Below are 24,661 nucleotides of genomic sequence, written 5' to 3'. Positions count from 1 at the left end.
ATCCTCCTTAAAACACTAAATGAAAGTAGGCTTTGCCTTTGCTGGCTGAAAGCACTGGTTGTTCTTTTAAAATATTTTTGCTAATATAATTTGGGAAAAGATAAGCTTCTACATAATATAAAATTCGAACGAGAGGCATAGCTTTTAGGAAATCACCTTTAACAATAAAACGATGTTGAGCATAGCCTTGGTGCAGACCTATTTGACCAAGAATTAACATTTGTGCAGTCCGATAACTTTTAAAAATAATCGACAGATCAGCTGGGGCATCCACATGCTTTCCTAAATAATTAAAGCCATCATTTCTTTTTTCAAAGAATACTTTTGTACTAGTGTTTAAAACTGTCAATTCAAACAAGAAACCATCCGCATAGTGTCCTAACTCTTTCTGAATTGCAGGCTCTACTTTAGCAGCAGCTATTAATCCTCTTACTAAAAATTTTAAACCAATTTCTACCATTAATTTTTTCATAACATGCAACCGCCTTTTATAAATTTTACTTAATTAAATAAGCAATTTAACAATCTGATTCACAGGTATTTCTTCCGTAGCAAATTTCTGTTGAATAATTAAGCCATCTAACAAAGCTAAAATAAGATAAGAGAGGGCGTGATAATCTCTTCCCTGTCGCTTTAATCCTTTTATTAAACTTTTTCGAATGGTCTCTCGCCAGGACTGATAGCGTGTTTCAAACTTTTTAGCCAAGGATTGATTATTAGTAATCGCATCGCTTAAAAGATAAAGATGTAAGGAGCCTCTAGTATCCGCATAGATAATTTTATTAAATAAAGTCTTCAATATTTCTTCTGCATCAATCTCCTCATCAGACTCTTCAATGAATAAAAGTAAGTCTTCTGTCATCATTTCTAAATTTTTTTCTGCCAATTCATAAATGATCGCTTGTTTGGCAGGATAATAATAATAAAGCGTTCCTTTACTAATACCCGCTGCTTCAGCAATTTTACGCAAAGTTGTTTCTTCAATGCCTAATTCACTAATTAAAACTGATGCAATCTCAAGTATATAAGATCGCATATCTTGATTAGAGTTCCCATCACTAATAGATATTTTTGTCATTTATCCACCCATTTCCCGTTCGGTCGACTGACCGATTAATTAGTTTAAGTTTAATTCAACCAGCTTTTAGTGTCAAATATGCTTATTTTAAAGCTACTATGATTAAGAAAAAAGAAGTTATTAAAAGGGAGAGATCCCACAATATAATAACCTTCTAATATAGATAATTACGCTTTTCTTCAGAGCGTAAAATATTTTGTGTAAGCTCCGAATCTTTGTAGAAAAGAGACCTCTCTTATGTAAGATTGTAAAATCAAATAAGCAATCACACAGGAGGTCCCTTATGGAAGTCGTTAGCACAAAATTATTCACAGCACTAGCAGAAGATAAATCTGTTCAGGACCTATTTCGTCAAAACTTAGAAGAAGCGATTAACTTATTACCTGTATGCGAAAGGACAGTCTTTCTTAATTACGAAAAATCGGAAGTCAAAGGCTGCAATGGTTGAGGAACAATCTCCATGAGAGATCTTTAGAAAAGTATCTATATACCTATGTTTCAAAATTCAATACGAAGTTTTCTTCTAGAATCCATAAGGGATTTGGTCAAGCACAGTAGGAACTAAGTAAAATGCTAGATGAAATACAAGGAAAAGGTCAAAGCAAAAAAATTCATCCCCTATAGGGGATGACGTATAATGCCTATAATATTATCTAGTTAGAAGATTTTTACTTAATCTTACATTAGCTTACAAAATTTATTTGACACTGCCCTATATTTACTACCATACAAAAAAGAATATAGATTTATTTTATCTCAATATAAGACCTATTAAGCATTTCGAACCATAACTTTATTTAAGTTCAACTACTTATGTCTTAAAATACTGATAAATCTATATTCTTATTAAAAAACAATGGAGATGAGGGGAGTCGAACCCCTGTCCAAATGTCTCGCCACCAAAGAATCTACGTCAATAGTTGCGTCTATTATTATTTAGCTCCCACATAGCCGACCAACAGGCATTTGTGTTTGCGAGTCTGCTTATCTCTTCTAAGGCTTACAGACGGAAAGACTTAGCGTATCCCACTAATTTGAGACCAGGAACTAACACATGGGCGATGCTAGGCTGATCTTAGCCAGCTGTTTTTAGGCAGCTAAAGCTAAATTGTTATTATTGTTTGCAGTTATATTTAACTGTAGCGTTGGTGAGGTAGTCGCTGCCTACCTGACGCATCCAAGGTTCGAACAACACCTGTCGAAACCATGACACCCCCAATTAAAGGTATAAATACATACTAGCATCTCCATGAGGAAATGTCAAAGAAGGTTAGTCAGCTTTTAGACGAATTATCTTGGACTTCCTACTTAAAGAGTTTGAGGTAATTTTTTGACGGCATTCAGTAAAATTGGCGTCACTAAAATTGAAAAGATCATCTCAGGTACACCATTCACTAACACAATACCTCCGAGCACCTGCCATAAGCTATCGAGATTGGCTCCACTAATTTGTGAATACTCTGCCTGTTTAAAGAGGCCAATTGCCCCTAAGACGAAAACTGTATTTAAGATTGAACCTAAGGCCCCTGCTATCATATAGCGCAAGCGATCTTGAATTTTATCTTGAGCTTGGTGGGCAAACCATCCAACAATCAAAGGCATAATCATCCGTGGTAAAAGTGAGACTAATGGTGAAGAAAAGACATAAACATACATGGGCGATGTTGGCATAACATAAGCACGAATCAAGGAGTTCAAGCCCCAAAATGCTCCGATAATAAAACCATCTTTAGTGCCTAACCATAAGGTCGCTACAATTACCGTTACATGAATAATAGTAATATTTAATGGGGGTATGGCTATATAGCCTAGAAAAGGTACCCAAGTTTGTAATAGGATAATAGCCATGAAGATACTTAAAATAACTAAGCGTTTAGTTTTCATAGCGTTTTGATTTTGTAATGCTGACACAAACATCCTCCTCATTTAATGAATGGAATGACCATTCTTAATGTAATTGTAAGTGGGTTCACAGAGTCTTTCATCAAGAGTTACCTCTAAATCATATTCATCAAAAAACCATTCGTCATCTTGTTCAATAAAGAAGAGGACCCCATTGGGCGCTTGATAAGTGACTAAAGGGTCTTCTGGCTGAACAGAATCAATGGCAATCCCAAAACCATTGTCAAAAGGGCTCGATCCATAAATTTTTGTTTTAAAGCGAACACCAGCACCTTGGCTAAATCCTATTTCTTCCTTAAACCAATCTGCTGCTTTATTTGTTACTGTTAGTTTCATATGCTTTGTTGCAATCAAATGCAACAACTCCCTCCTCTATAAACTGAATCTATCATATAGCAATTTTTTTATCTGAGCGAGTTTTTTGCTTAATCCACCAAATTATGTTGGAAAGCATATATCGTCGCTTGTGTGCGATCATCCACTTCTAATTTTGATAGGATATTAGAGACGTGGGTTTTTACCGTCTTTAAAGTGATAAACAACTCTTCTGCAATCGCTTGATTGGAATACCCTCTAGCAATCAATCCTAAGACTTCACGCTCACGATTGGTCAAATCATCATGCAGATGGACTTGCCTTTCTTCGGTTTCGCGATTTAGCATCTTTTGCGTAACTTCATCCTGCATCACACTCTTACCTTGGTAGGTTGAGCGAATAGCCTCAGCGATTTCTTTAGCTGATGAAGTTTTTAGGATATATGATTGAGCTCCTGCTTCAATAGCTGGATATACTTTTTCGTCATCTAAGAAAGATGTCACGATAATAATTTTAGCTTCGGGCCACTCTTGCATAATTTTTTGCGTAGCTTCAATTCCGTCCATGGTATCCATGACTAAGTCCATCAAAATAACATCCGGTCGTAAATCCAGGGCACGATGATAACCTACTAAGCCATTATTAGCTTCTCCCACCACTTCCATATCTTCTTGAATACTTAGATAAGACGAAACACCTAGCCTGACCATTTCGTGGTCATCAACTAATAATACTTTTATCATACACTGACTCCTTTGTTTTATAATTTTATTTTTTAAGTTTATAAGGCAACTTAATATCGACAACCGTTCCCTGCCCTGGAGAAGAAATTATCGAAACCGCCCCTCCCATCCCCTTCACTCTTTCTTGGATATTGGTTAAACCATAAGAGCCTGACTTTTTCGATTGAACAGGATCAAAGCCACGTCCATCATCAACAATGCGAATATTTATCATATCCATTGTTTCTCTTAGATAAACATCTAATTTATTTGCTCGAGCATGCCGCATAGTATTCGACACCGCTTCTTGAATAATCCGAAAGAGATGGTCTTCGATTCCCGTTTCTAGTCTAGGATCATCTAATTCCCAAGTCAGTTCTAGAGGTATTTTGGCTTGTAGTTCTAATAGCAAATTATTAATTCCTTGTTGCAGTGATTTTCCTTGTAAGTCAACCGGTCGTAAATGCAAGAGCAAGGCTCGCATTTCAGTTTGAGCATTTCCAATGACCGATTCAATTTTTTCAAGCTTAGCACTTAATTTAGGGTTTTCCTCTTCAGGATAGGATTCAGTAATAGCTGACAACATCATCATAGCAGCAAATAATTGTTGGGATACCGAATCATGAAGTTCACGTGCTATGCGACTACGCTCATGTTCGATAATTTCTTCCTTAGTCTCTTCACCGACAAAGACCGGAGCAGCTGTAAATTCTTGTAAGTCTTCAGTCAAATCAACCAAGCGATTGCGCAGGCGGTTAATATCTTGGGCCAAGCTATAATCTTGTGTATAGAGACTAGATTTACGGTTGGTTTTATTGAAGATCGGATGGTGATATTTGCCTAACAATAACCAATTGATTTTTGCTCGAATCAGTTCATAAGAATCATTTAGTGAAAAGGTAAGATATAAACTATAGATGACTGAGAAGGCAATAATAATGGCTACTACCCAGATAAATAATCGAACGTCCCAGATCTTAATTATAAAAAGGTCTTCAATATTAAAAGCTGGTAGTTGCCATGCACAAAGACCAACCACAAAAAAACAGATCAGCAATGTAATAATTAATTGATTGAGTAAGATACGAATCCATAACCGTAAATTCATAAAATAATCACCTCAACATCTCCTATAAAGCTTGAAATAATAACATTTAATTTGCGGTTAGCCTGTTGATAATCGGGACTACGCCATTTAAAGTTTTCCAATGTTAATACATAGTCTTGAGATTCAAATAAAACATTGCCACTAATTAAAGATATATTCATTTTCAAGCCAATATCCCTCGGAATGATTAAACGAACACGGCCAAACATTTTTCGAATGACTACCGTATGCTCACCTGCTGGAATGAGGGTATTCCCTAAATCAATAATAGAATTTCCACCAAAATATACAAGATTAATATCATCCCACTCATATGAAGTCTTGGTTCCTTCTTCTCGCATATCAAAAAGAGAGCGATATTCTAAGATTGTTCGCTGCTGGTCTTGTGGTTGAAGCAGTTTAATCCCGTAATAACTCTCAGACTCTTTAGGGGCTGGATGTAAAACACTCTCCGAAAGATTACCCATTTCATGGATATGCTCTTTTTTAAAGACAATTAAAGCGAAAAAGATGGTTAAAAGAAATAGCCAGAATGATTTGGTTAAAACAATCGTCATAATAACCAAAATCAAACCCAATCCTAAAATCAATCGGTTCAACCAATAGCGCTCTATATAAAGGCTCAAACTGATGAGCAAAAATCCTCCTGCAAACATTCCAAGAAAATGCCAATCTGTAAGTAATTCTAATATAATTAAAAAGATACAAAGAATCATCGTGAGAAAAATACGTTTGCGAAAGAAGTCTTTCATTGGAATACCTCCCTTCTGTTAAGTCATTGCTATTATTGCATAAAAGATAAACTGAAAAAAGATAATACTTTGCTTATCTTCCATCTATTATAGCAAACAAATCCTAGAAAAAGGCATAAAAAAAGACCCCCAAAAGGAGTCTAACTGTTGGATAAATTATGCCTTAGCCACCTTAGTAATTTCCACATCAAATGAGCCGCCCGGTGTTTCAATAGTTACTTTATCACCCACTTTATGGCCTAATAGAGCTTTGGCCATTGGCGAATCGTTAGAAATCTTATATTCCATTGGGTCTGCTTCAGCAGAGCCAACAATGGTATATGCTTCTTCAGGACCATCAGGCAATTCGTTAAAAGTCACGGTACGACCCAATGTTACTTCATTAGCCGCAACATTTTTATCATCAATAATTTCAGCAAAGCGCATCATATTTTCTAATGTTGAAATACGTCCTTCAACGAAAGCTTGTTCATCTTTTGCTGATTCATATTCTGAGTTTTCAGAAAGATCACCAAAAGATCGGGCTACTTTAATGCGTTCAATAATTTCAGCTCGTTTATTTACTTTTAAATCTTCTAATTCAGCTTCAATTTTTTTCTTACCTTCTAGGGTCATTGGATATGTTTTATCTGCCATCTGTTAATACTCCTTCAAATTAATTAATAATTGTGTTAATTTTAGTAACTAATAAATCTATGGCCACATGATTATGGCCGCCTTCCGGGACAATAATATCTGCATAGCGTTTAGTTGGCTCAGTAAATTGATGATGCATCGGCTTGACAACTGTTTCGTACTGTTCAAGAACAGATTCTACAGAACGTCCTCTTTTAATGACATCGCGTTTAATTCTTCTAGAAAGGCGAATATCATCTTCCGTATCGACATATATTTTAATATCACATAAGTCACGAATCATTTTATCTTCAAAAATTAAAATCCCTTCTAAGATTAGCACGTCACGTGAAGCTTCTCTACGTGTTTCAAGTGAACGCGTGTAGTTCACAAAATCATAAATAGGGACTTCAATTGTTTCACCTCTTATAAAAGCTTGGATATGTTCAAAAAATAAATCATTGTCAAAAGCAAAGGGATGGTCGTAATTCGTCTTTAATCTTTCCTCAAATGTCAGATGGCTTTGGTCTTTATAATAATTATCTTGTGCTAAGACCAAAACGGACATCTCAGTAAACTGTTCTAATATTCGCTTGCTAACACTTGATTTACCAGAACCTGATCCACCAGTGACACCGATGATGATGGGTCTATCCCCCATTACTTCACTCCCTTAATTGACAAATACATAAAGAAAGCAACCACCCAATAAGAGGTGATTACTTGCTTTCTATTGAACTTGCTCAAAACTATACTTAAGAAAATAACATATAAATTAGCTGAATGCAAGCCATTTCATATTATTTCTTTTTTAGTATTCAAATGCTTGTTAAAAGTTTCATTTGTTGTTCTTGCTATTCTTCTTCTAATTCTGCATTTTCTTGACTCGCTTCTTTTTTTGCTTCATCAAAGAATGGTTGAACGTATTGTTCTACTAAGGCACTATGCTCAGCTTCTGTTGCAGAATAATAGATTTTGCCTGTATTCATATCTGCGACAAAGTAATAGTTATCTGAATAAGTTGGATATATAGTCGCCATAATCGATGATAGAGAAGGACTATTAATCGGTCCTACTGGCAACCCGCTATGTTGATACGTATTATAAGGCGAATCTACTTCTAAATCTTCATAAGTAACCAGCTCTTTATGCTTGCCAAGTGCATAAATAACCGTAATATCACTTTGTAGAGCCATTTCAATGTTTAGACGGTTGAAGAAAACTCCTGCAACTAAGGCGCGATCTTCATCAGTCGATGCTTCTCGTTCAACAACCGAAGCCAGACTCAACAACTGGTGATAGTTTAACCAAGTATTGCTAAGGTCTTCTTGCAATTTCTGAAATTCAATATTAGCTTTTCCAACCATATTAATGATTAAATCATCAACCGTCATGCCAGCAATATAATCATAAGTAGCTGGGAAAAGATAACCTTCTAAACGATATTTTAATCCTTCAATCTCAGATAGTGGTTGAATCAAGCTTGGAAAACGCCTTAACAAGTCTTCAAACAGCTCTTCACTTTGAACGCGATCAATAAAAGTATCAGCTTCAATTGGTGTTTGTTCAGCCACTACTTGTGCAATATCAGTTATTTGCATGCCTTCCACAACAGTCAGTGTGGTATCAATATCTTCTTGGATTGGTTCGCCACCTTCCTTTAAAGTTGCAATCAACTCTTCTGCATTCATATTAGGCTTTAATTGATAATAGCCTGCTTGAAAGTCACTAGCTCCTTTAAATTTCATAAACAAATTAAAAATTTGACTATTGTTAACCAGTTTTTCATCTTCTAAAATTTGTGCAATATCACTAGAAGTCGACCCGATGGGAATCGTCACTTCGATTGCCTCAGAACTATTGGCATCCACCGGCCCTAAATCTTTATCCAGTTTCCAATAAATGAATAAGGTGCCTACTACGATAATAATCAAAAATATCCAAAGAATGATTTTAATTACTCGATTGGTCCAAAGTAATTCTTTAACATGCATGGTTTCATTTACTTTTGCATCTTCTTGTATTCTATTCCAATCTATCTTCATACTTCCTCCTAATAGCCTAATGTTGTAAGCATTATAGCAAATAACACAGTAAATAACTATCCTGACCTAATTAATGAATGATTAAATTAATGTTTCAAGCTTCATGATTTTATAAGAGAAAAAGCTCTTGCCGATTTCATCAATCGGAAAGAGCTTAGCTTTCTTAACTATTCTTCTTCATCTGCCAAAAATGTATTTAATACTTCGTCAATCATGTTCCATTCTTCTTCAGTTTCGATCGCTTGTAAATCACCAGAAGTCCCATCTGGATTTTCTTTATAGGAGTAAGCTTGAATTTCTACTTCTTCTTCTTCATTTGCTCCAGCTGGATAAATAAGGACATAGGATTTATTATAGTCTTGTGAATCAAAGGTGAATAGAATTTCATATAACGATTCGTTGCCTTCTTCATCGACAACAGTAATGTAGTCAATTTCTTTTTCTGCGTGTTCATGATTATGTTCTTCTACCATCTTAACACCCCTATTTCTTATAATCTAAGTAATTTTGTAAAATCATCACTGCCGCTAATTTATCAATTACTTTTTTGCGTTTTTTACGTGAGACATTCCCTTCTTCAATCAGCATCCGTTCTGCTTGAGAAGTAGTCAATCGCTCATCTTGATAAATAATTTGACAGTCTGGGACAATTTTATGCAGTTTTTCACCAAATTTTTGGGAAGCCTCTGCTCTTGGTCCTAATGTATTGTTCATATTTTTTGGTAAGCCAATAATGACTTTATCTACTTTATACTCTTCGATGAGTTCTTGAAGACGTTGATAACCAAAGTTATCCGATTCTTCATCAATCGGTATAGTTTCGATTCCTTGGGCTGTCCAACCCATTAAGTCACTAATAGCAACCCCTACCGTTTTAGAACCCACATCTAAGCCCATGCTGCGATTTCCAATTGGCATGAACTAAGACTCCTTCTTAGTTAGATAATACTTGACTAATTTTTCGACAATTTCATCGCGTTCATGACGACGAATGAGGTTACGCGCATCATTGTGACGTGGAATATAAGCCGGGTCACCTGATAAGAGATAGCCCACAATTTGATTGACTGGATCATACCCCTTCTCCTCCAATGCGCGATAGACAATCTCTAAGCTCTCGCGAACTGTATGTTGGTTTAAATCATCTAACTTAAAGAGTATTGTTTCATCTAATGATTGCATAGATGTATTCACCGAACCTTTCTTAATCTCATCAACTTAATACATCCCTAGTTGATTTGTTAGCTATTATCTCCAGTTTACCATAAATGCCTATAAAAAGGCTCTTATTGTGCTTTATTTATAGCTTTTTCACTATTAAAATTGTGTTTCAGGCTAGATCAGTCTATTCTCAATCTCTTGCGGCACTGCTTCTAACAACTGAGGAATAGCCGCTGGATTTTTACCCCCTGCTTGCGCCATAGTCAAACGACCTCCTCCACCACCTTTAATATGTTTTGCTAATGGTTTTATTAAATCTCCCGCATTAATGCCCTTAGCCACTGTTTCTTGATCGACTAAAACTAACAGATTAGCTTTTCCCTCATGAGAAGTGGCTAAAACAAGGATATTAGAAGCAGCTTTTTCTCGCCATGTATCGCCTAAAGATCTTAAAGAATCCATATTTTGATTGTCTACGCTGGCTGCAATAAAGCTAATGTCTTTAACTGTTTGAACATCATCAAAGATTTCATCTGAAGCTTCCTGCATTAAGCGTGCAGTCAAGGAGTCGATTTCAGATTGCTGTACTTTAAGATCCTGTTGTAACTGTTCAATCTTGCTTAGCAGTTGATCACTTTGGCTAACTTTCAATTGATTTTGAACTTCTTTTAGTAGCGATTCGTTCTTTTGATAGTTGGCGATAGCTGCTTGACCTGTTAAGGCTTCAATGCGACGCAATCCTGCTCCTATACCACTTTCAGCCATTAATTTAAAGGTTCCAATCTCATTAGTATTGTTAACGTGAGTTCCTCCACACAATTCGATGGATTCATTGCCTACATTAACTACGCGAACAATTGACCCATATTTTTCACCAAAGAGTGCCATGGCTCCCATTGCTTTTGCTTCATCAATTGGCATTTCACTTATGTCAACATTAATAGCGTTTTCAACCATAAAGTTTACATAGGATTCCACTTGTTTAAGTTCTTCGGCTGACATTTTACCAAAATGTGAAAAGTCAAAACGTAAGCGATCTGGCCCCACATACGATCCTTTTTGATTAGCGTGGTCCCCTAAAACTTCTTTTAAGGCCTTATGTAATAAGTGAGTAGCTGTATGGTTTTGATTGGTCCTCATTCTGGCTTGACGGTCAACTGTCAAAGTATAAGACTGTTCGCGATTTAACGGCATTTCCAATGTTTTCACCTTATGCATAAATTGACCATGAGGACTCTTTTGAACATCTAGGACCTCTGCCAGCATTTGATCGCCATCAAAAATCCCTCCTAAATCGGCTACTTGTCCCCCCATTTCGGCATAAAAAGGTGAGCGGTTAAAGAATACAATCCCTTCACTATTAGCTGGTAATTGGTCCACTTCTTGGTCATCGACGACAATATATTTCAATGTCGCATCTGAACTTAATTGTTCATAACCCACAAAATCAAACTCATAGTCAATAGCTTGTAGAGTTGTCGATTGGATCGCCATCGATCCTTCATCTGTACGTGCGGCACGGGCTCTTTCTCTTTGTTCTTCCATGGCTGTCTCAAAACCTTCAATGTCTACTGTTAGCCCTTCTTCATCAGCCATTTCTTGCGTCAATTCAAGTGGGAAACCGAAGGTGTCATATAAATGAAAAGCCCTGTCTCCATTAATAACCGTTTGGCCTGCTTGACGAACCGCATTGATCACTTGATGAAGTTGGACTTCGCCTTCTTCAATCGTTTCATGGAAACGTTGTTCTTCTTTTAAAAGTACTTCTTTAACAAAGTTTTCTTTTTCGATGAGCTCTTTATAAGGATCACCCATCATAGCCACAATAATTGGCACTAAATCTGAAATAAACAGATGATTAATTCCTAATTTACGACCATGCATAACTGCACGACGGATTAAGCGTCTTAAGATATAGCCGCGTCCTTCATTAGAAGGTAAAGCTCCATCAGCAATAGCAAAGGATACCGCACGGATATGATCAGCAATAACTTTAAAAGAGGTATCTGTTTTTACATCATCACCATAATTGACAGTTGTCAATCTACCAATTGCTTCAATGATCGGCATAAATAAATCTGTTTCGAAATTTGTCGGAACATCTTGCATGACCGAGGCCATCCGTTCTAAGCCCATACCTGTATCAACGTTCTTGTTAGGCAAGGGTTGGTAGCTTCCATCTGGCATATGATTGTATTGTGAGAATACTAGATTCCAAATTTCTAAGTAACGTTCATTTTCTCCTCCTGGGTACATTTCAGGGTCATCAGCTGAAAGGTTTTGATAATTTTCCCCTCGGTCGTAGAAGATCTCTGAATCGGGACCACATGGTCCGGCACCAATATCCCAAAAATTATCAGCCACAGCCACAATATGATCTTCATCTAAACCACATTTTTCTATCCAAATCTGCTTAGTTTCTTCATCTTCGGGATAATAGGTAACATATAGGCGGTTGGGATCAAAATTCAACCATTTTTCTGAAGTTAAAAATTCCCACGCCCATTGAATGGCTTCTTCTTTAAAGTAATCCCCTATGGACCAGTTACCTAGCATTTCAAATAAAGTATGGTGTCGTGCAGTCACACCAACGTTTTCAATATCGTTGGTACGAATACACTTTTGAACATTGGCAATCTTGGGATTGTCAGGAACTTCAGTTCCATCCATGTATTTCTTCAAAGCAGCAACCCCTGAGTTAATCCATAACAGCGTTGGATCGTTAATTGGAATGAGGTTAGCTGAGGGAACGATTTGATGATTTTTCTCTGCAAAAAAATCTAAAAACATCTGACGTATTTCTTTACTCTTTAATGGTTTCATGCCGCATTCTCCTTCAATAAAAATAAAGAGTCATTATATGCAAGGGCGCTTAACCACGGTACCACCTTGCTTATAATAACTCTTGGTTATCTTCTTAAGTGACTGTTAACGCCAGCAAAACGCCAATCTTTCGAATGGTCCGTATGAGGGAGCATCAATGTCTTGATTACTTGCACCAAATGTAATCTCTCTAGAATGACCTGACATGTCCTCTACCTTTAGTAATATAGCAATTTTTATAAAAAAGGTCAATCCTGAATAAAAAAATCTTGCCAGTTAGTATATAATCATTAATAGAAAGTTTTTCATTGAAAAGTAGGTGATCGTACGATAAATTCTTTAGTAAAAGCCTAGGCATCCATAACACCTTTAGAAAATCAAGGAATTGAAGAAAGATAGAAGTTGTAACAAGTTATATAATTAATCTTGAGGACCAGTTATTAAATTAAAATTAGCTAAATAATATTTATAAAAGGTGGTGAAACTTATGAATAAAGATAATCACAAGAAAGATTTAAAAATTGAAAACATTTTGAAAATCTTTCCAATTATAGGCATGATTGGCGTAATCATAATTATATCCGTCTTGCTATCAGGCTTGCCTAAGTCTAATCCACTTTTTTCGATTGGATTGTCCTTAGGGTTAGCTTTACTTTTTATTTCAACAGTAGTGTATATTGCCACATGGCTGATGGAAATAAATTTAGCTTATAGTAGAAAACAATATTCTCTGATGGCCATCTTGATAATCGTCGGCATCCTTTCTGTTTTATTTGAAATTATAATCAATAGATAATGCGATTGAAGTTTTAATTATCAAAACCCCCTAAAGAAACATTCTTTAGGAGGTTTTGCTAGTTACTATTAAAATCACACAAAGAAAGCTTTATTACTATACAAAATCTTCCGGCTTGAGTCCTTCCATGCCAATCATGGGATCGACTTGCCAAATGGTTTGGTCATTTAAGACAAAGCTTGCTTTTGACATTTTGCTTTCTGCTACTTGAGTAACACTTGCTGTATCATCCTCTTGCTTTTTGCTTTTTGTCAGCTCTCGCTTCTTTGCTTGCTCAGTCAAGTTTAATTGTAAGTATTCAGCTAATTTGGTTTTGCGTTCTATTTGAACTTGTGAAACCGCCTTATTAAAACTTTGAGGGTTCCCTACCATGACTAAGGATTTGACCGCCCTTGTCACAGCAGTATAGATGATGTCCCTTCTTAACATGCGTGAATAGCGATCAACCAATGGTAAGATGACTAAGTCATATTCTGATCCTTGTGCCTTATGAATGGAACAACAATAAGCCAGAGTCAGCTGATCCAGTTCATTTTTTCGATAATGGATTTCATTGTCATCAAAATCAACAATCACTTCTTCCACATTATTTGAACTTTCTTTTGCCGTTAAGATAGCAGTTATCTTGCCAATATCCCCATTGTAAACACCCTCTTCTGTATTATTTACCAGTTGAAGAACCTTGTCTCCTATACGGTAGACTTGGTCAAAATGTTTTATCTCACGTTTTTTTGAACTAGCAGGATTCAACATTTCTTGCATCAAGTCATTGATCTGATTGATGCCGCCTGGTCCCTTATACATAGGGGCTAGGACTTGTAGCGTTTGGCTATTAAAGCCTTTTTTAATTGCTGCTGCTACAATCTGTCCAACCACATCACTGACTTGCTGAGCAGAGCAAGGGATAAATGAACGGTCATTATGCTTGGCTAAAAAATCCTCTGGCAGATAGCCTTGACGTATATGGTGAGCTAAATGAACGATGGATGAATCATCGGACTGACGATAAATTTTGGATAGCGAAACAGTTGGAATCAGACCCGAATCAATCATATCTGAAAAAACTTTACCTGGTCCTACTGAGGGCAGTTGGTCCTTATCCCCGACAAAGACTACTTGCATTTCATAGGGAATGGCTTGTAGCAACCAATTCATTAACCACACATCAACCATTGACATTTCGTCGATAATTAAAAGGCTGCCATCAATTATCATCGGTTCAAAGTCTCTTAGCGTCGACTCACGATTATAACCAATTAAGCGGTGAATGGTAGAAGCTGGCAAATGAGAAGTTTCTTGCATCCGTTTAGCCGCCCTGCCTGTCGGAGCCGCCAAACGGATTGGAGAATCAAAATTATCCTCATTTAGATCGGCCAGATCATAGCCATGTAAGATAGCATGTAAATAAATGAGTCCTTGTACCAAGGTTGTTTTTCCGGTTCCTGGACCTCCTGTAATAATAGAGAGAGGGGATTGAATGGCTAATTTTAATGCCTGCTGTTGCTCTTGATCATAGTCAATTTTAATTAAGGCCATAACATCCTCAATGGCTTGATCAATCTCTTCTGCTTCAAATCGCTTAACTTGTTCAGCCATCAGATAGTCGTGAATCTTTTTACTACTTCCGTACTCTGCGTAGAAAATTGAGGGAATGACAAGATCTTCTCCTAGCACTAACAGCTGGTCTTGAATAATTGCAAGATCCAACCCCTTGGTCAATAAATCATCCTCAATCAAAAAGGGGCGACTTTTTTCTAGGAGGTCGCGTGCAGTTCTCAACGAATCCGGTATCGGTACATAGGTATCTCCTTGATCGGTAGAAATTTGTGCCACCGCCATGGTAATAGCTGAAGCAATTCGTTCAGCGGCGTCGGGTTGAATGCCTAATTGTTCTGCTAACTTATCGGCCTTAGTGAATCCGATTCCTTCAATCTCTATTACTAATTGATAGGGATTTTCTTTTATTTGTTCCAGTGTATTCGATTGGAATTTCTTATAGATTCTATCTGCTAAATTAGGACCAAAGCCCCATTCGCTTAACTGCATAAAAATACGTTCTGTTCCTTGAAATTTTAAAAGACTGGCCCTTAATTGATTGGCAACTTTAGCTGTTAAACCACTCACTTTGTCTAAAGCATTGGGATCATCAAGGATTTGATCAATTGCCGTTTCCCCTAATGACTCTACGATTTTTGTGGCTGTTTTAGGACCTACTCCTTTGAAACGATTGCTGGACAAATAATCAATTAAGCCCCTGCGTGAAGTCGGCATCAATTGCTGGTAGCGAGTGACTGAAAATTGCTGTCCAAAACGTGGGTGGTGGACTAATTTTCCAAAAAATTGATAGGGCGTATCGTAATGGATCGTAGTAAATTGACCCGTAATAACCAATTCTTCGTCTACCAAGAGACTCGTTTGATCTAAATCTACACTAATGCGCAAGACCTTATAAAAATTTTGGTCATTTTCGAAGATGGTACTTTCCACGCTACCTACTATTAATTCTTCCATCCACTCTCACCTCACTTGTATGTCTTATTATATCAATCTTTTTTATTAAGAACTAGAGCTTGCCATTCAAAGCTTGCCTAAGACTCTTAATATGTCCATAAAAAAATCACCCTAAATGCTCAGGGTGACTGACAGTTAAATATATTGCCGCATTTGATTATCTTTATAGGCCGCATCAATAATGCCACCTCCTAGACACTCTTGGTCTTGGTAGAAAACTACCGCTTGTCCAGGCGTAATGGCTCGTGCTGGTTCATCAAAAACCACTCGTGCTTTTTTCCCTTGGTCATAAATCGTCACTTCTGCTGGAACATCTTCTTGACGGTAACGAAATTTAATAGTGCATCTAAAAGTCCGATCACTCTTATCACCATCTGTAAAAGAAAGATCCGAAGCTTCTAAGTAATCAGCATATAAATGCGGATGGTGGAAGCCTTGGCCTACATAAAGTGTTTGAGTAGCCATGTCCTTGCCAATCACAAACCAAGGCTCATTGGAGCCATTCGATCCAGTAGATCCGCCTATACCTAAACCATGTCTTTGCCCAATTGTATAGTACATCAATCCCATATGGTCGCCTTTCACTTCACCATCTAAAGTTTTCATTTTACCCGGTTGGTTGGGTAAATAATTAGATAGAAATTGGTTAAAATCTCTCTCTCCAATAAAACATACCCCAGTAGAATCTTTCTTCTTAGCGGTTGCTAAGCCTGCTTGGGCAGCAATTTCACGCACTTGTGTTTTTTCCAAGTGTCCAAGTGGGAATAAAGCTTTTTGTAATTGCTGTTGAGATAATTGATTAAGGAAATAAGTCTGGTCTTTCCTTTGATCCGATGCACGCAACAAATGAACCTGTCCTTTGTCATCTCTTGCTGCTTGGGCATAATGACCCATGGCAATATAATCCGCCCCTAATTCGGTGGCATAATCTAAGAAGGCCTTGAATTTGACTTCTTTATTACACATAACATCCGGATTGGGTGTTCGTCCCTTGCGATATTCACTTAAAAAATATTCAAAAACGCGATCCCAATATTCTTTTTCAAAATTAACTGAATAATAGGGAATACCAATTTGTTCAGCGACTAAGGCAACATCTTCATAATCTTTGGTAGCCGTACAAACACCATTTTCATCCGTATCATCCCAGTTCTTCATGAACAGACCGACCACGTCATAGCCTTCTTCCTTTAGTAATAAGGCGGCTACCGAAGAATCGACACCTCCTGACATACCTATCACTACTCGCGTTTGTGCTTTATCTTTTGTTGGAGTCATTGGGTCTTCCTTTCTTATAATATTTATATAAAGATTAAAAACGAACTCACCTTGAATGGAAAGTCCGTTTAGATACATTCAAAACTATTTTCTATTTTACTTCAACTAGAACGTTTCGGTCAACAAATCCGTCGAAAATGAAATTTATTTTTTCAATTACCATCTCGTTGTTGGCCAGGCTGAACACATTAACCGCCTGCAAACCGTTAGAATTTACGGTTGAAATTTTTAACCCATTTAAATCAGCATTAACAGTTACCTTTAAAACTAAACCTGTACGATGTGTCGAATCTAATTCTCGTTTGTATAAGTAGTTACCTCCACGTGTTTCATTGAAGCCATTATCTCTTAAAGTATAAGGTCTACATTCTGGACTGACTTCAAAAGTTCGATTGAATCCTAATAATTTTGCTTCTGGTGTAAATGCCATTGTTCTACTCCTTACTATTTATTTATTTTTATAATTGCTTCAATTAATTGATCAATCTCATTTTTAGTCGTATAACGACCAAATGAAATTCGAACACTCTCTTGCCAACGCGCTGGGTTATCTGGGTAATAAGCAGTTAGAATGCGACTGGGTTTTACTGAACCGGCTGAACAAGCGGATCCTGCTGAAAGATAAATGTCTTGCATGTCCATTTGAATAATCAACTGGCTAGCTAATTTTCCTTTAAACCAAATACTGTGTATGCGGTTATTATGATGATTAAGATCACCATTTCTTTGATAGTTAATGCTCGCTTCATCTAATCGTTGAAAAAAATATGCTGTTAGTTCTTTAAAATTTCCTTGTAGTTCTTCATACCCCTGATACATCAACTCCAAGGCCTCCACCATACCTAAAATATAAGGAAGGTTTTCAGTTCCTGAACGCTTAGTATATTCTTGATCACCACCTAATAATAAAGGATCTAAGGTCATTTCTTTGTTCCAAGCCTGATAGACCAGAAAACCAATTCCTTTTGGTGCATAAAATTTATGACCTGACCCGTTGAAAGAGCTACAAGGGAAATTTTGTGGGTTAATCGGTTGATAACCAACAGCTTGAGTGGCATCAACATGGAACCAATAGCCCTTTTGCTTAGCATATTGACCTAGGTCTTGGATAGGAAGTTGAGAACCCACTTCATTATTTACTGCCATAGCTGTCCAACCGATGGTCGTTTCTTTACTGGCTTCAATAAATTGCTGTAGTGTGAATTGATGGTTAGAGTCCGGCTGAATTCGGCTCACTTCAAACCCTCTGTTTTCTAAATCAAGAAGAACCTTATCCACTGCTGAATGTTCAATTGCTGTGGTAACAATATGATTACCTAGACCTAAATCACGTGCTCGAACAGCTTGTGATCGCAGTGCCCAATTGATGGCCTCTGTTGCACCGGAAGTGAAGTACAAATCAGCGTTTTCATCTAATTTTAACAACTCTTTTAAGCGTCGACGCGCTAAGGTCAACTTATTTTTACTTGCCTTTCCTAGCTTATATGTAGCAGAAGGGTTTCCAAAAGATTCTGCTAAAGCATGAGAAATTCGTGCTTGAACACGGAGGTCGACTGGGGTTGTCGCTGCATAATCAAAATATATCATTGCCTCACCTTTTCATTCCTAATACAACTATTATAACGTATTTTAATGATTTTGAAAGTGTTTACTTATAGAAATAAAAGGCGTATATTAATCAAAAAGAGCCTTTTGTGGTAAACTATACACATTATAAGGAGGTTTCCTAATGCAACAACCTTTAGCTTATCGCATGCGGCCGCAGCACATTGATCAAATCTTGGGACAAACTCACCTTGTAGGATCTGGCAAAATTATCCGTCGAATGGTTGAGGCCAAACGTCTTTCTTCTATGATTCTATATGGTCCACCAGGTACCGGAAAAACTTCGATTGCTGCTGCTATTGCTGGTACTACGGAATATGCTTTTCGTCATTTAAATGCAGCAACTGATGCAAAAAAAGATTTAGAAGTTGTCGTCACTGAAGCCAAAATGTCAGGTACCTTGATATTACTATTAGATGAAATTCACCGTTTGAACAAGCTTAAGCAAGACTACTTGTTGCCTCATTTAGAAAACGGACGAATTATTTTAATAGGTGCGACTACTGAGAATCCTTACATTTCGATTAATCCTGCCATTCGCTCACGTACTCAAATTTTTGAAGTCAAACCTCTATCCAGTCAAGAGATTCAAGAGGGGTTACAAAGAGCGATTAAGGATGTTGATCATGGCTTGGGCAAGTATCCAGTTGAAATTACCAAAGACACCCTTGAACATTTTTCATCTGTAACAAATGGCGACATTCGTTCAGCCCTCAACGCATTAGAGTTGGCCGTTCTTTCTACAGCTGAAAACGATCAGGGTAAGATTGTAATCACGCCAGAAATTGCTGAAGAATGTTTACAGCGTAAACGATTAAGCCATGACAAAGATGGTGACAATCACTATGATGTCATCTCTGCTTTTCAAAAGTCAATCCGAGGATCAGATGTGGATGCGGCTATGTATTACTTAGCTATTCTTTTAGAAGCTGGCGAATTAGTCATCGCTTGCCGACGTTTGTTAGTTATTGCCTATGAAGATATTGGTTTTGGCAATCCGCAAGCTACTCAACGAACAGTAGCGGCTGTTGAAGCTGCTGAAAAGTTGGGCCTACCAGAAGCACGCATACCTTTGGCTTTCGCTGTGGCAGATTTAGCCTTAAGTCCTAAATCCAACACCTCCTACCGTGCCATTAATGCGGCCCTGGCGGATATTGAAGCTGGACACACAGGCCCAGTACCAGACAGCTTAAAAGATGGACATTATGCGGGAGCAAAAAAATTAGGTCGCTCCATCGGCTATCAAAACCCTCACGATTATCCCAATCATTTTATCCGTCAACAATATCTTCCCGATCCCCTTAAAAATAAGCAATACTTCAAAGCCGAACCAACAGGAAAATACGAAGCTGCTATTAACCAATACTATCAAGAAATAAAAAAACAGCAGAATTAGCTTTACATGAAGGTTTAGTTATGAGTTTCGATTTTTCTTTCTCAATACAATAAGCTACTAACGACTAATATTGTAAATGCTTTCATTTTTTCAAACAAAACTATTGCAATTCAATCTCATCGTGTTATACTAGGTACATAGGAAATATATCTGATGTGTTCGAGAGATAGTCAATGTGTTGACCGAACATTTTACATTAGGGATTCTTCAATCGAATACCTATGACAAGCCATCGCATGTGGAAGTCAGAAGCATTTCGTGAGAACCCCACCTGATTGCTAGCGGGTTCAACCTAGCTTTATTGAATCGGCACGATTCGGATATATTTTGAGAGCTGGCAATTGCCAGCTCTTTTTTAATGAATCTTTAGATAGAATTGAGGTTAATAATGCTACAAGCTTTGCTCTATGCCTTCCCATCGATATTAGTGATTTTGGCCCTCTATATTTTTTACTTCCGACATTCCTTACTAAAATTGCTCAAGCTACAAGACCTTAGGATTTTCAATTTAATCGCACTAACCTTTTTTTTATTAGCTATTTTAGGCTTTATCTTAATCTATTTACAATTAAAAATTTGGAGTCTTGTCTGGCTAGTCCTTGTTTTGATTTTGATTACCATGGTCTCTGTGCTCATCTACTTTACTCTTAGGTCGCATTAACTCATTCAAATTAAAAGCCCTTCAAAGCTAATAACTTTGAAGGGCTTCGTTTATTTACGTAAGATAACGACTTCTTCTGCTTGGTCTACTTCATTTAATTTGACTGCCACTTTTTCTTCGCTGGATGTCGGGATATTTTTACCGACGAAATCAGCGCGAATTGGGAGTTCACGGTGACCTCTATCCACCAGTATTGCCAATTGAATTTTGGCTGGACGATCTGACGATAGAATCGCATCCAGTCCTGCTCGAATGGTTCGACCTGTATATAAAACATCATCCACCATAATCACAACTTTATCACGCATTGAGTGAGAAAAGTGAGGGGGTTGAACAACAGGTGCTTCATTTTTAAACTTGTGGGTCAAATCATCACGGTAAAAAGAAATATCTAACTCTTCTAGCTCTACTTGAATAGCTTCAATTTGCGAAATTTTTTCAGCTAAACGATGGGCTAAATATATGCCTCTTGTTTTAATTCCTACTAATACTAATTCTTGGACGTTCGGATTCCGTTCGACAATTTCGTGGGCCATTCTCTTTAGAGTTCTATTGATCGCTTGCTCATCTATAATAATATTTTCAGCCATTCATGTGTCTCCTTCAGTTTGGTATCTCTAGACTTCTTTATTTTCTTCCCTTAATAATATACCAAAAGAACGTCATTCTCAAATGAGAATAACGTTCAAACCAACTTATCTTAATGATTATTTTTGATTTTTAAGACGCTCAACGTCACGAGCAATCGCAATTTCTTCGTTAGTAGGAATGTTGATAACTGTTACCGTAGAATCATCTGTAGAAACGATGGCTTCTTGGCGTGTGTTATTACGCTCTTCGTCAATCTTAACACCCATATAACCAAAGTTTCTCATAGTGATTTCACGTGTTTCTTTAGAGTTTTCACCGATACCGGCAGTAAAGACAATCACATCTACACCATTCATCACTGCTACATATTGTCCAATGTATTTAATAATACGATTGAAGAAAATATCTAGAGCTAGTTGTGCACGTTCGTTTCCTGCTTCTGCAGCTTCTTCCACATCACGCATATCGGATGAGACACCTGAAATACCGAGTAAACCAGATTTTTTATTGAAGATAGTTACCATCTCTTCAATGCTTTCAATACCTTCCTTTTGCATGATGAATGGAATTGCAGATGCATCGATATCACCGACACGTGTTCCCATTGTTAAGCCAGCTAGTGGAGTGAAGCCCATTGAAGTATCAACAGATTTCCCTTTCTCCACAGCAGTAATTGAAGCTCCGTTCCCTAAATGACAAGTGATAATTTTAAGATCTTCAATGGGCTTACCTACGATTTCAGCTGCACGGTGGGCCACAAATTGGTGACTTGTCCCATGAGCTCCATATTTACGAACGGAGTAATTTTCATAGTATTCGTACGGAATGCTGTATAAATAATTTTCAGCCGACATTGAAGTATGGAAAGAAGTATCAAAGACTGCTGCCATGGTAGCATGTGGTAATTTTTCTTGGAATACACGAATTACGACTGCTTCCGCAGGGTTATGTAAGGGGGCGAAATCTCCCAATTCTTCAATGTTTTTGATAACTTGCTCATCTACTAGAGTAGACTCCTTGAAGAGTTCTCCACCAGCTACTACACGGTGTCCGACACCGGTAATTTCTTCAAAGTTTGTGATAATTCCTAAGTCTAGAAGTTTAGTTAGTAATAAATCCACTGCACGAGCATGATCTGCAATATCTTCGACTATTTGAAACTTTTGATCTTCACCATTAGCGTCCGTATATTTAATTTCTAATTTTGAATCGCTTAATCCAATACGTTCAACTAATCCTTTAGAAACCACTGTTTCTTCAGGCATCTCTATGATTTGGAATTTCAAACTTGAAGAACCCGCATTAATCGCCATTGTTTTAGACATTTACAATTTCCCCATTTCTTTGTTAGTTCATATAGGTCTAGTATATCATGTTTATCCTTACACCGTAAATACTGATTCAAAATTTTGTGAAGTTTTTAATAAAGTTTGCTCTGTCCTTCGAAAGTTTAATAATTATTAACTTACTGATAATAATAAAGAATTAATGAATTAAAAAACTTTTTTGGCGCTTTCTATTGATCCCTATCATGCTCTGACTATTTTTAGGATAGCCAATACTTTATTGTGCTTGAGGGTCAAAGTGATGAGTTTTATTAAGATTAAAACTCATATAATCAAGGTCTCAACTTGCCCATCACAACAATTACTCATCAACACCCATTTTTCGACTTTGTTACCCGCTAAATAGCATAATTATACCTTAAATTTTCCGTCATTTTACATACAGGCTGGGTGGCTTTTTCACTGGCTGATGGTCCATATAAAAGTGTTCTGAACAATAGTTAGAATATATTTTTCTTCAGTTGTTCCCACCTTTAGAATTTGTCTCTTTTTCATTAACACCATTCAAAGACTCTTTATCATACCTTAACTCTCTTTATCCGATGGTATTTATATTTTCTTTAACTTTTTACAAAAGTTTTGCTAATTGTACCATCAGGATTTTCTATGATAACTAAATGACCTATTTCTCCCTTATCATTTTGGCTAGGTTGAATAGAATATTCAACTTTCTCAATGGTTTTGTCATGTAAAATATATTCAATCGAAACCAATTCTCCATCTCCATTTTTTAAAGTCATAGTTGTTCCTATGGTGTTTCCTTCTTTATCTTTAAATGCTGACTGTTCAATAGTAGGGACTTTTTCATTTTTTATAAAGGTTTCTTTTTTCAACCCCTCTGCATTCGTAATTATAATTAAATAACCTCGATCCCCGTTTTCGTCTTTATCATAAGTGATTTTAACATCTGGGGCTATTTCTTGTTTGCCAATCAAAATATGTTCGTTCAATAAAACTCGCTCTGCATCATCTTTAACTAAAACAGTGTATCCTATAATACTTCCTTGATTATCCTTAAAAGGGATTTTTTCGATGGTTGGAACTTTTTTGTTTTCCACAAAAACTTCTTCAAAGTCACCATCTGGTTTATAAATAATCACTTTATGACCCGTTCCCTCAGCAATAATTTTAAGCTCAGGTTCTTTGCCATCGGGATCATTTAAAATATGGTGAGTGGCGATCAACTTTTCTTGGCTATCTTTGATGACAAATGTTTTGCCAATAATTTGTTCTTGAAAATCCTTCAAATCTTTAGTTTCAACAACTGGTTGCTCATTTTCAAGATTACTTGACTTGTTTTCTAAAAATATCTTCTCTTCTTCCCCGGTCGGCTTTAAAATATTGACCGTGTATCCATACACACCCCCTCTTTCTGATTGATTCACATTAACTTTTACTGATTTCCCATTGCTATCATTCAAAATGTTCTGACTTAAAATGATATTTCCTTCATTATCTTCAATAATAATGGTCTTACCTATATCATTGCCCTCTCCATCTTTGATTGGCTTTTTATGAATAATCGGTGATTCTCCATAAAGTATGTTTTCCATAACTTCTATCCTCCTCAAGAAACTATAAAGCTATTAAGCTCAATCATTTTTATATAAATAATCATATATCTTTCTGTCTTTAAAAACAACTCGCCCATTTAAAAACTCTCTTCATCCATTTAAGAATGAAGAGAGTCCTATTTAAAGATCTTACACTAGCGTCTTAGCCTACAGTTTATTGATTCTCACTTAGGCGTTTTTTTAATTCTGCTACAGAAATTCCTAAGCCCATTGCCAGCAAAGTAAGACCCATTGCTACATATTCTCCTTCATCAGAACCAGTATTAGGCAGTAAAATCCCTGACTTATTGACAGTTACTTCTTCACCCTTAGGAGTAGTCTGGTCTAGATCTGGTGTTGGATCTGGATCTGGCGTTGGATCTGGATCTGGCGTTGGATCTGG

25 protein-coding genes and 2 other RNA genes are annotated in these 24,661 nt (G+C 36.9%); 4 read left to right on the top strand and 23 right to left on the bottom strand.

Going from position 1 to position 24,661, the window contains the following annotated elements; genetic code table 11:
- Nucleotides 1-7: 7 nt before the first annotated feature.
- On the bottom strand, nt 8-472 hold the full coding sequence (locus ACQV2R_RS03340; RefSeq protein ID WP_428891820.1) for a hypothetical protein: 465 nt from the start codon (nt 470-472) through the stop codon (nt 8-10).
- Nucleotides 473-505: 33 nt separating this feature from the next.
- Entirely contained in the window at nt 506-1,078 is a 573-nt protein-coding gene (locus tag ACQV2R_RS03335; protein ID WP_428876312.1) for a TetR/AcrR family transcriptional regulator, read from the bottom strand.
- A gap of 283 nt (nt 1,079-1,361) precedes the next feature.
- Here ACQV2R_RS03335 and ACQV2R_RS03330 point away from each other — a divergent pair, with 283 nt between their 5' ends.
- Nucleotides 1,362-1,526 (top strand): hypothetical protein, encoded by a 165-nt coding sequence (locus tag ACQV2R_RS03330; protein WP_428874243.1) that lies wholly within the window; start codon nt 1,362-1,364, stop codon nt 1,524-1,526.
- A 406-nt stretch (nt 1,527-1,932) separates the two neighbouring features.
- Here ACQV2R_RS03330 and ssrA read toward each other — a convergent pair.
- The 13 genes from ssrA to alaS form a co-directional block, all read right to left on the bottom strand.
- Nucleotides 1,933-2,295: a transfer-messenger RNA gene (gene ssrA / locus ACQV2R_RS03325) on the bottom strand.
- Nucleotides 2,296-2,386: 91 nt separating this feature from the next.
- Entirely contained in the window at nt 2,387-2,989 is a 603-nt protein-coding gene (locus ACQV2R_RS03320; RefSeq protein ID WP_428874244.1) for an ECF transporter S component, read from the bottom strand.
- Between the two features lie 15 nt (nt 2,990-3,004).
- Nucleotides 3,005-3,340, bottom strand: a complete 336-nt coding sequence (locus tag ACQV2R_RS03315; protein WP_428874245.1) for a HesB/YadR/YfhF family protein — start codon at nt 3,338-3,340, stop codon at nt 3,005-3,007.
- A gap of 65 nt (nt 3,341-3,405) precedes the next feature.
- Nucleotides 3,406-4,038, bottom strand: a complete 633-nt coding sequence (locus ACQV2R_RS03310) for a response regulator (protein ID WP_428874246.1) — start codon at nt 4,036-4,038, stop codon at nt 3,406-3,408.
- Nucleotides 4,039-4,063: 25 nt separating this feature from the next.
- On the bottom strand, nt 4,064-5,125 hold the full coding sequence (locus ACQV2R_RS03305; RefSeq protein ID WP_428874247.1) for a sensor histidine kinase: 1,062 nt from the start codon (nt 5,123-5,125) through the stop codon (nt 4,064-4,066).
- The gene (liaF, locus tag ACQV2R_RS03300) at nt 5,122-5,877 is read right to left on the bottom strand and encodes a cell wall-active antibiotics response protein LiaF (RefSeq protein WP_428875419.1); all 756 of its coding nucleotides are present in this window, start codon (nt 5,875-5,877) and stop codon (nt 5,122-5,124) included. Before liaF ends, ACQV2R_RS03305 begins: the two co-directional genes overlap by 4 nt.
- 156 nt (nt 5,878-6,033) lie before the next feature.
- Complete coding sequence (gene greA, locus ACQV2R_RS03295) at nt 6,034-6,513, bottom strand: transcription elongation factor GreA (protein ID WP_428874250.1); 480 nt, start codon at nt 6,511-6,513, stop codon at nt 6,034-6,036.
- Nucleotides 6,514-6,532: 19 nt separating this feature from the next.
- The gene (udk, locus tag ACQV2R_RS03290; RefSeq protein ID WP_428876311.1) at nt 6,533-7,153 is read right to left on the bottom strand and encodes a uridine kinase; all 621 of its coding nucleotides are present in this window, start codon (nt 7,151-7,153) and stop codon (nt 6,533-6,535) included.
- Between the two features lie 193 nt (nt 7,154-7,346).
- Nucleotides 7,347-8,537: an endolytic transglycosylase MltG gene (gene mltG, locus ACQV2R_RS03285; RefSeq protein ID WP_428891819.1), complete on the bottom strand. Its 1,191-nt coding sequence runs from the start codon at nt 8,535-8,537 to the stop codon at nt 7,347-7,349.
- A gap of 167 nt (nt 8,538-8,704) precedes the next feature.
- On the bottom strand, nt 8,705-9,010 hold the full coding sequence (locus ACQV2R_RS03280) for a DUF1292 domain-containing protein (protein ID WP_428874253.1): 306 nt from the start codon (nt 9,008-9,010) through the stop codon (nt 8,705-8,707).
- A gap of 10 nt (nt 9,011-9,020) precedes the next feature.
- Nucleotides 9,021-9,455, bottom strand: coding sequence for a Holliday junction resolvase RuvX (ruvX, locus tag ACQV2R_RS03275; RefSeq protein WP_428874254.1), 435 nt, complete (start codon nt 9,453-9,455; stop codon nt 9,021-9,023).
- Nucleotides 9,456-9,458: 3 nt separating this feature from the next.
- Nucleotides 9,459-9,719 carry an IreB family regulatory phosphoprotein gene (locus tag ACQV2R_RS03270; protein ID WP_428874262.1) on the bottom strand — a complete coding sequence of 87 codons (261 nt, stop codon included), beginning with the start codon at nt 9,717-9,719 and terminating at the stop codon, nt 9,459-9,461.
- A gap of 153 nt (nt 9,720-9,872) precedes the next feature.
- On the bottom strand, nt 9,873-12,521 hold the full coding sequence (gene alaS / locus ACQV2R_RS03265) for an alanine--tRNA ligase (RefSeq protein ID WP_428876310.1): 2,649 nt from the start codon (nt 12,519-12,521) through the stop codon (nt 9,873-9,875).
- A gap of 487 nt (nt 12,522-13,008) precedes the next feature.
- On the opposite strand from alaS, the gene ACQV2R_RS03260 reads away from it, so the two are divergent.
- Entirely contained in the window at nt 13,009-13,317 is a 309-nt protein-coding gene (locus tag ACQV2R_RS03260; protein ID WP_428874256.1) for a hypothetical protein, read from the top strand.
- A 96-nt stretch (nt 13,318-13,413) separates the two neighbouring features.
- On the opposite strand, the gene recD2 is transcribed toward ACQV2R_RS03260, so the two are convergent.
- From recD2 to ACQV2R_RS03240, 4 genes are all read right to left on the bottom strand, one after another.
- Nucleotides 13,414-15,828 (bottom strand): SF1B family DNA helicase RecD2, encoded by a 2,415-nt coding sequence (gene recD2, locus ACQV2R_RS03255; protein ID WP_428874257.1) that lies wholly within the window; start codon nt 15,826-15,828, stop codon nt 13,414-13,416.
- Nucleotides 15,829-15,963: 135 nt separating this feature from the next.
- Nucleotides 15,964-17,106 carry a tRNA 2-thiouridine(34) synthase MnmA gene (gene mnmA, locus ACQV2R_RS03250; protein ID WP_428874258.1) on the bottom strand — a complete coding sequence of 381 codons (1,143 nt, stop codon included), beginning with the start codon at nt 17,104-17,106 and terminating at the stop codon, nt 15,964-15,966.
- A gap of 91 nt (nt 17,107-17,197) precedes the next feature.
- Nucleotides 17,198-17,536, bottom strand: a complete 339-nt coding sequence (locus ACQV2R_RS03245) for a cysteine desulfurase (protein WP_428874259.1) — start codon at nt 17,534-17,536, stop codon at nt 17,198-17,200.
- A 14-nt stretch (nt 17,537-17,550) separates the two neighbouring features.
- A complete protein-coding gene (locus ACQV2R_RS03240) occupies nt 17,551-18,693 on the bottom strand; it encodes a cysteine desulfurase family protein (RefSeq protein ID WP_428891818.1) in 1,143 nt (380 codons plus the stop codon).
- A gap of 142 nt (nt 18,694-18,835) precedes the next feature.
- On the opposite strand from ACQV2R_RS03240, the gene ACQV2R_RS03235 reads away from it, so the two are divergent.
- Together ACQV2R_RS03235 and ssrS are read left to right on the top strand one after the other, a co-directional pair.
- Nucleotides 18,836-20,107, top strand: a complete 1,272-nt coding sequence (locus ACQV2R_RS03235) for a replication-associated recombination protein A (RefSeq protein ID WP_428882475.1) — start codon at nt 18,836-18,838, stop codon at nt 20,105-20,107.
- A 144-nt stretch (nt 20,108-20,251) separates the two neighbouring features.
- Nucleotides 20,252-20,434: non-coding RNA, 6S RNA (ssrS, locus tag ACQV2R_RS03230), on the top strand.
- A gap of 384 nt (nt 20,435-20,818) precedes the next feature.
- On the opposite strand, the gene pyrR is transcribed toward ssrS, so the two are convergent.
- The 4 genes from pyrR to ACQV2R_RS03210 all read right to left on the bottom strand — a co-directional run.
- The gene (gene pyrR / locus ACQV2R_RS03225) at nt 20,819-21,358 is read right to left on the bottom strand and encodes a bifunctional pyr operon transcriptional regulator/uracil phosphoribosyltransferase PyrR (protein WP_428874395.1); all 540 of its coding nucleotides are present in this window, start codon (nt 21,356-21,358) and stop codon (nt 20,819-20,821) included.
- 117 nt (nt 21,359-21,475) lie between these two features.
- On the bottom strand, nt 21,476-22,684 hold the full coding sequence (locus tag ACQV2R_RS03220; protein ID WP_428891817.1) for an acetate kinase: 1,209 nt from the start codon (nt 22,682-22,684) through the stop codon (nt 21,476-21,478).
- Between the two features lie 581 nt (nt 22,685-23,265).
- On the bottom strand, nt 23,266-24,258 hold the full coding sequence (locus ACQV2R_RS03215; protein WP_428876306.1) for a hypothetical protein: 993 nt from the start codon (nt 24,256-24,258) through the stop codon (nt 23,266-23,268).
- Between the two features lie 175 nt (nt 24,259-24,433).
- On the bottom strand, nt 24,434-24,661 hold a 228-nt coding region (locus ACQV2R_RS03210; RefSeq protein ID WP_428891816.1), incomplete at its 5' end, for an LPXTG cell wall anchor domain-containing protein.

Origin of the sequence: Facklamia sp. P12937 (assembly GCF_050409505.1) — a bacterium.
GTDB lineage: Bacteria > Bacillota > Bacilli > Lactobacillales > Aerococcaceae > Facklamia.
Note: the sequence above shows the minus strand (reverse complement) of the source record. Positions and strands in the feature narration are given on the sequence as shown.

Excerpts from the sequence above, each read along its gene's own strand:
- pyrR (WP_428874395.1), bottom strand. The coding sequence starts at position 21,358 with ATGGCTGAAAATATTATTATAGATGAGCAAGCGATCAATAGAACTCTA.
- liaF (WP_428875419.1), bottom strand. The coding sequence starts at position 5,877 with ATGAAAGACTTCTTTCGCAAACGTATTTTTCTCACGATGATTCTTTGT.
- ACQV2R_RS03260 (WP_428874256.1), top strand. The coding sequence starts at position 13,009 with ATGAATAAAGATAATCACAAGAAAGATTTAAAAATTGAAAACATTTTG.
- ACQV2R_RS03310 (WP_428874246.1), bottom strand. The coding sequence starts at position 4,038 with ATGATAAAAGTATTATTAGTTGATGACCACGAAATGGTCAGGCTAGGT.
- ACQV2R_RS03220 (WP_428891817.1), bottom strand. The coding sequence starts at position 22,684 with ATGTCTAAAACAATGGCGATTAATGCGGGTTCTTCAAGTTTGAAATTC.
- ACQV2R_RS03240 (WP_428891818.1), bottom strand. The coding sequence starts at position 18,693 with ATGATATATTTTGATTATGCAGCGACAACCCCAGTCGACCTCCGTGTT.
- mnmA (WP_428874258.1), bottom strand. The coding sequence starts at position 17,106 with ATGACTCCAACAAAAGATAAAGCACAAACGCGAGTAGTGATAGGTATG.
- ACQV2R_RS03215 (WP_428876306.1), bottom strand. The coding sequence starts at position 24,258 with ATGGAAAACATACTTTATGGAGAATCACCGATTATTCATAAAAAGCCA.
- ACQV2R_RS03330 (WP_428874243.1), top strand. The coding sequence starts at position 1,362 with ATGGAAGTCGTTAGCACAAAATTATTCACAGCACTAGCAGAAGATAAA.
- ACQV2R_RS03280 (WP_428874253.1), bottom strand. The coding sequence starts at position 9,010 with ATGGTAGAAGAACATAATCATGAACACGCAGAAAAAGAAATTGACTAC.
- greA (WP_428874250.1), bottom strand. The coding sequence starts at position 6,513 with ATGGCAGATAAAACATATCCAATGACCCTAGAAGGTAAGAAAAAAATT.
- ACQV2R_RS03340 (WP_428891820.1), bottom strand. The coding sequence starts at position 472 with ATGAAAAAATTAATGGTAGAAATTGGTTTAAAATTTTTAGTAAGAGGA.
- ACQV2R_RS03305 (WP_428874247.1), bottom strand. The coding sequence starts at position 5,125 with ATGAATTTACGGTTATGGATTCGTATCTTACTCAATCAATTAATTATT.
- recD2 (WP_428874257.1), bottom strand. The coding sequence starts at position 15,828 with ATGGAAGAATTAATAGTAGGTAGCGTGGAAAGTACCATCTTCGAAAAT.
- udk (WP_428876311.1), bottom strand. The coding sequence starts at position 7,153 with ATGGGGGATAGACCCATCATCATCGGTGTCACTGGTGGATCAGGTTCT.
- ruvX (WP_428874254.1), bottom strand. The coding sequence starts at position 9,455 with ATGCCAATTGGAAATCGCAGCATGGGCTTAGATGTGGGTTCTAAAACG.
- ACQV2R_RS03235 (WP_428882475.1), top strand. The coding sequence starts at position 18,836 with ATGCAACAACCTTTAGCTTATCGCATGCGGCCGCAGCACATTGATCAA.
- mltG (WP_428891819.1), bottom strand. The coding sequence starts at position 8,537 with ATGAAGATAGATTGGAATAGAATACAAGAAGATGCAAAAGTAAATGAA.
- ACQV2R_RS03335 (WP_428876312.1), bottom strand. The coding sequence starts at position 1,078 with ATGACAAAAATATCTATTAGTGATGGGAACTCTAATCAAGATATGCGA.
- ACQV2R_RS03245 (WP_428874259.1), bottom strand. The coding sequence starts at position 17,536 with ATGGCATTTACACCAGAAGCAAAATTATTAGGATTCAATCGAACTTTT.
- alaS (WP_428876310.1), bottom strand. The coding sequence starts at position 12,521 with ATGAAACCATTAAAGAGTAAAGAAATACGTCAGATGTTTTTAGATTTT.
- ACQV2R_RS03270 (WP_428874262.1), bottom strand. The coding sequence starts at position 9,719 with ATGCAATCATTAGATGAAACAATACTCTTTAAGTTAGATGATTTAAAC.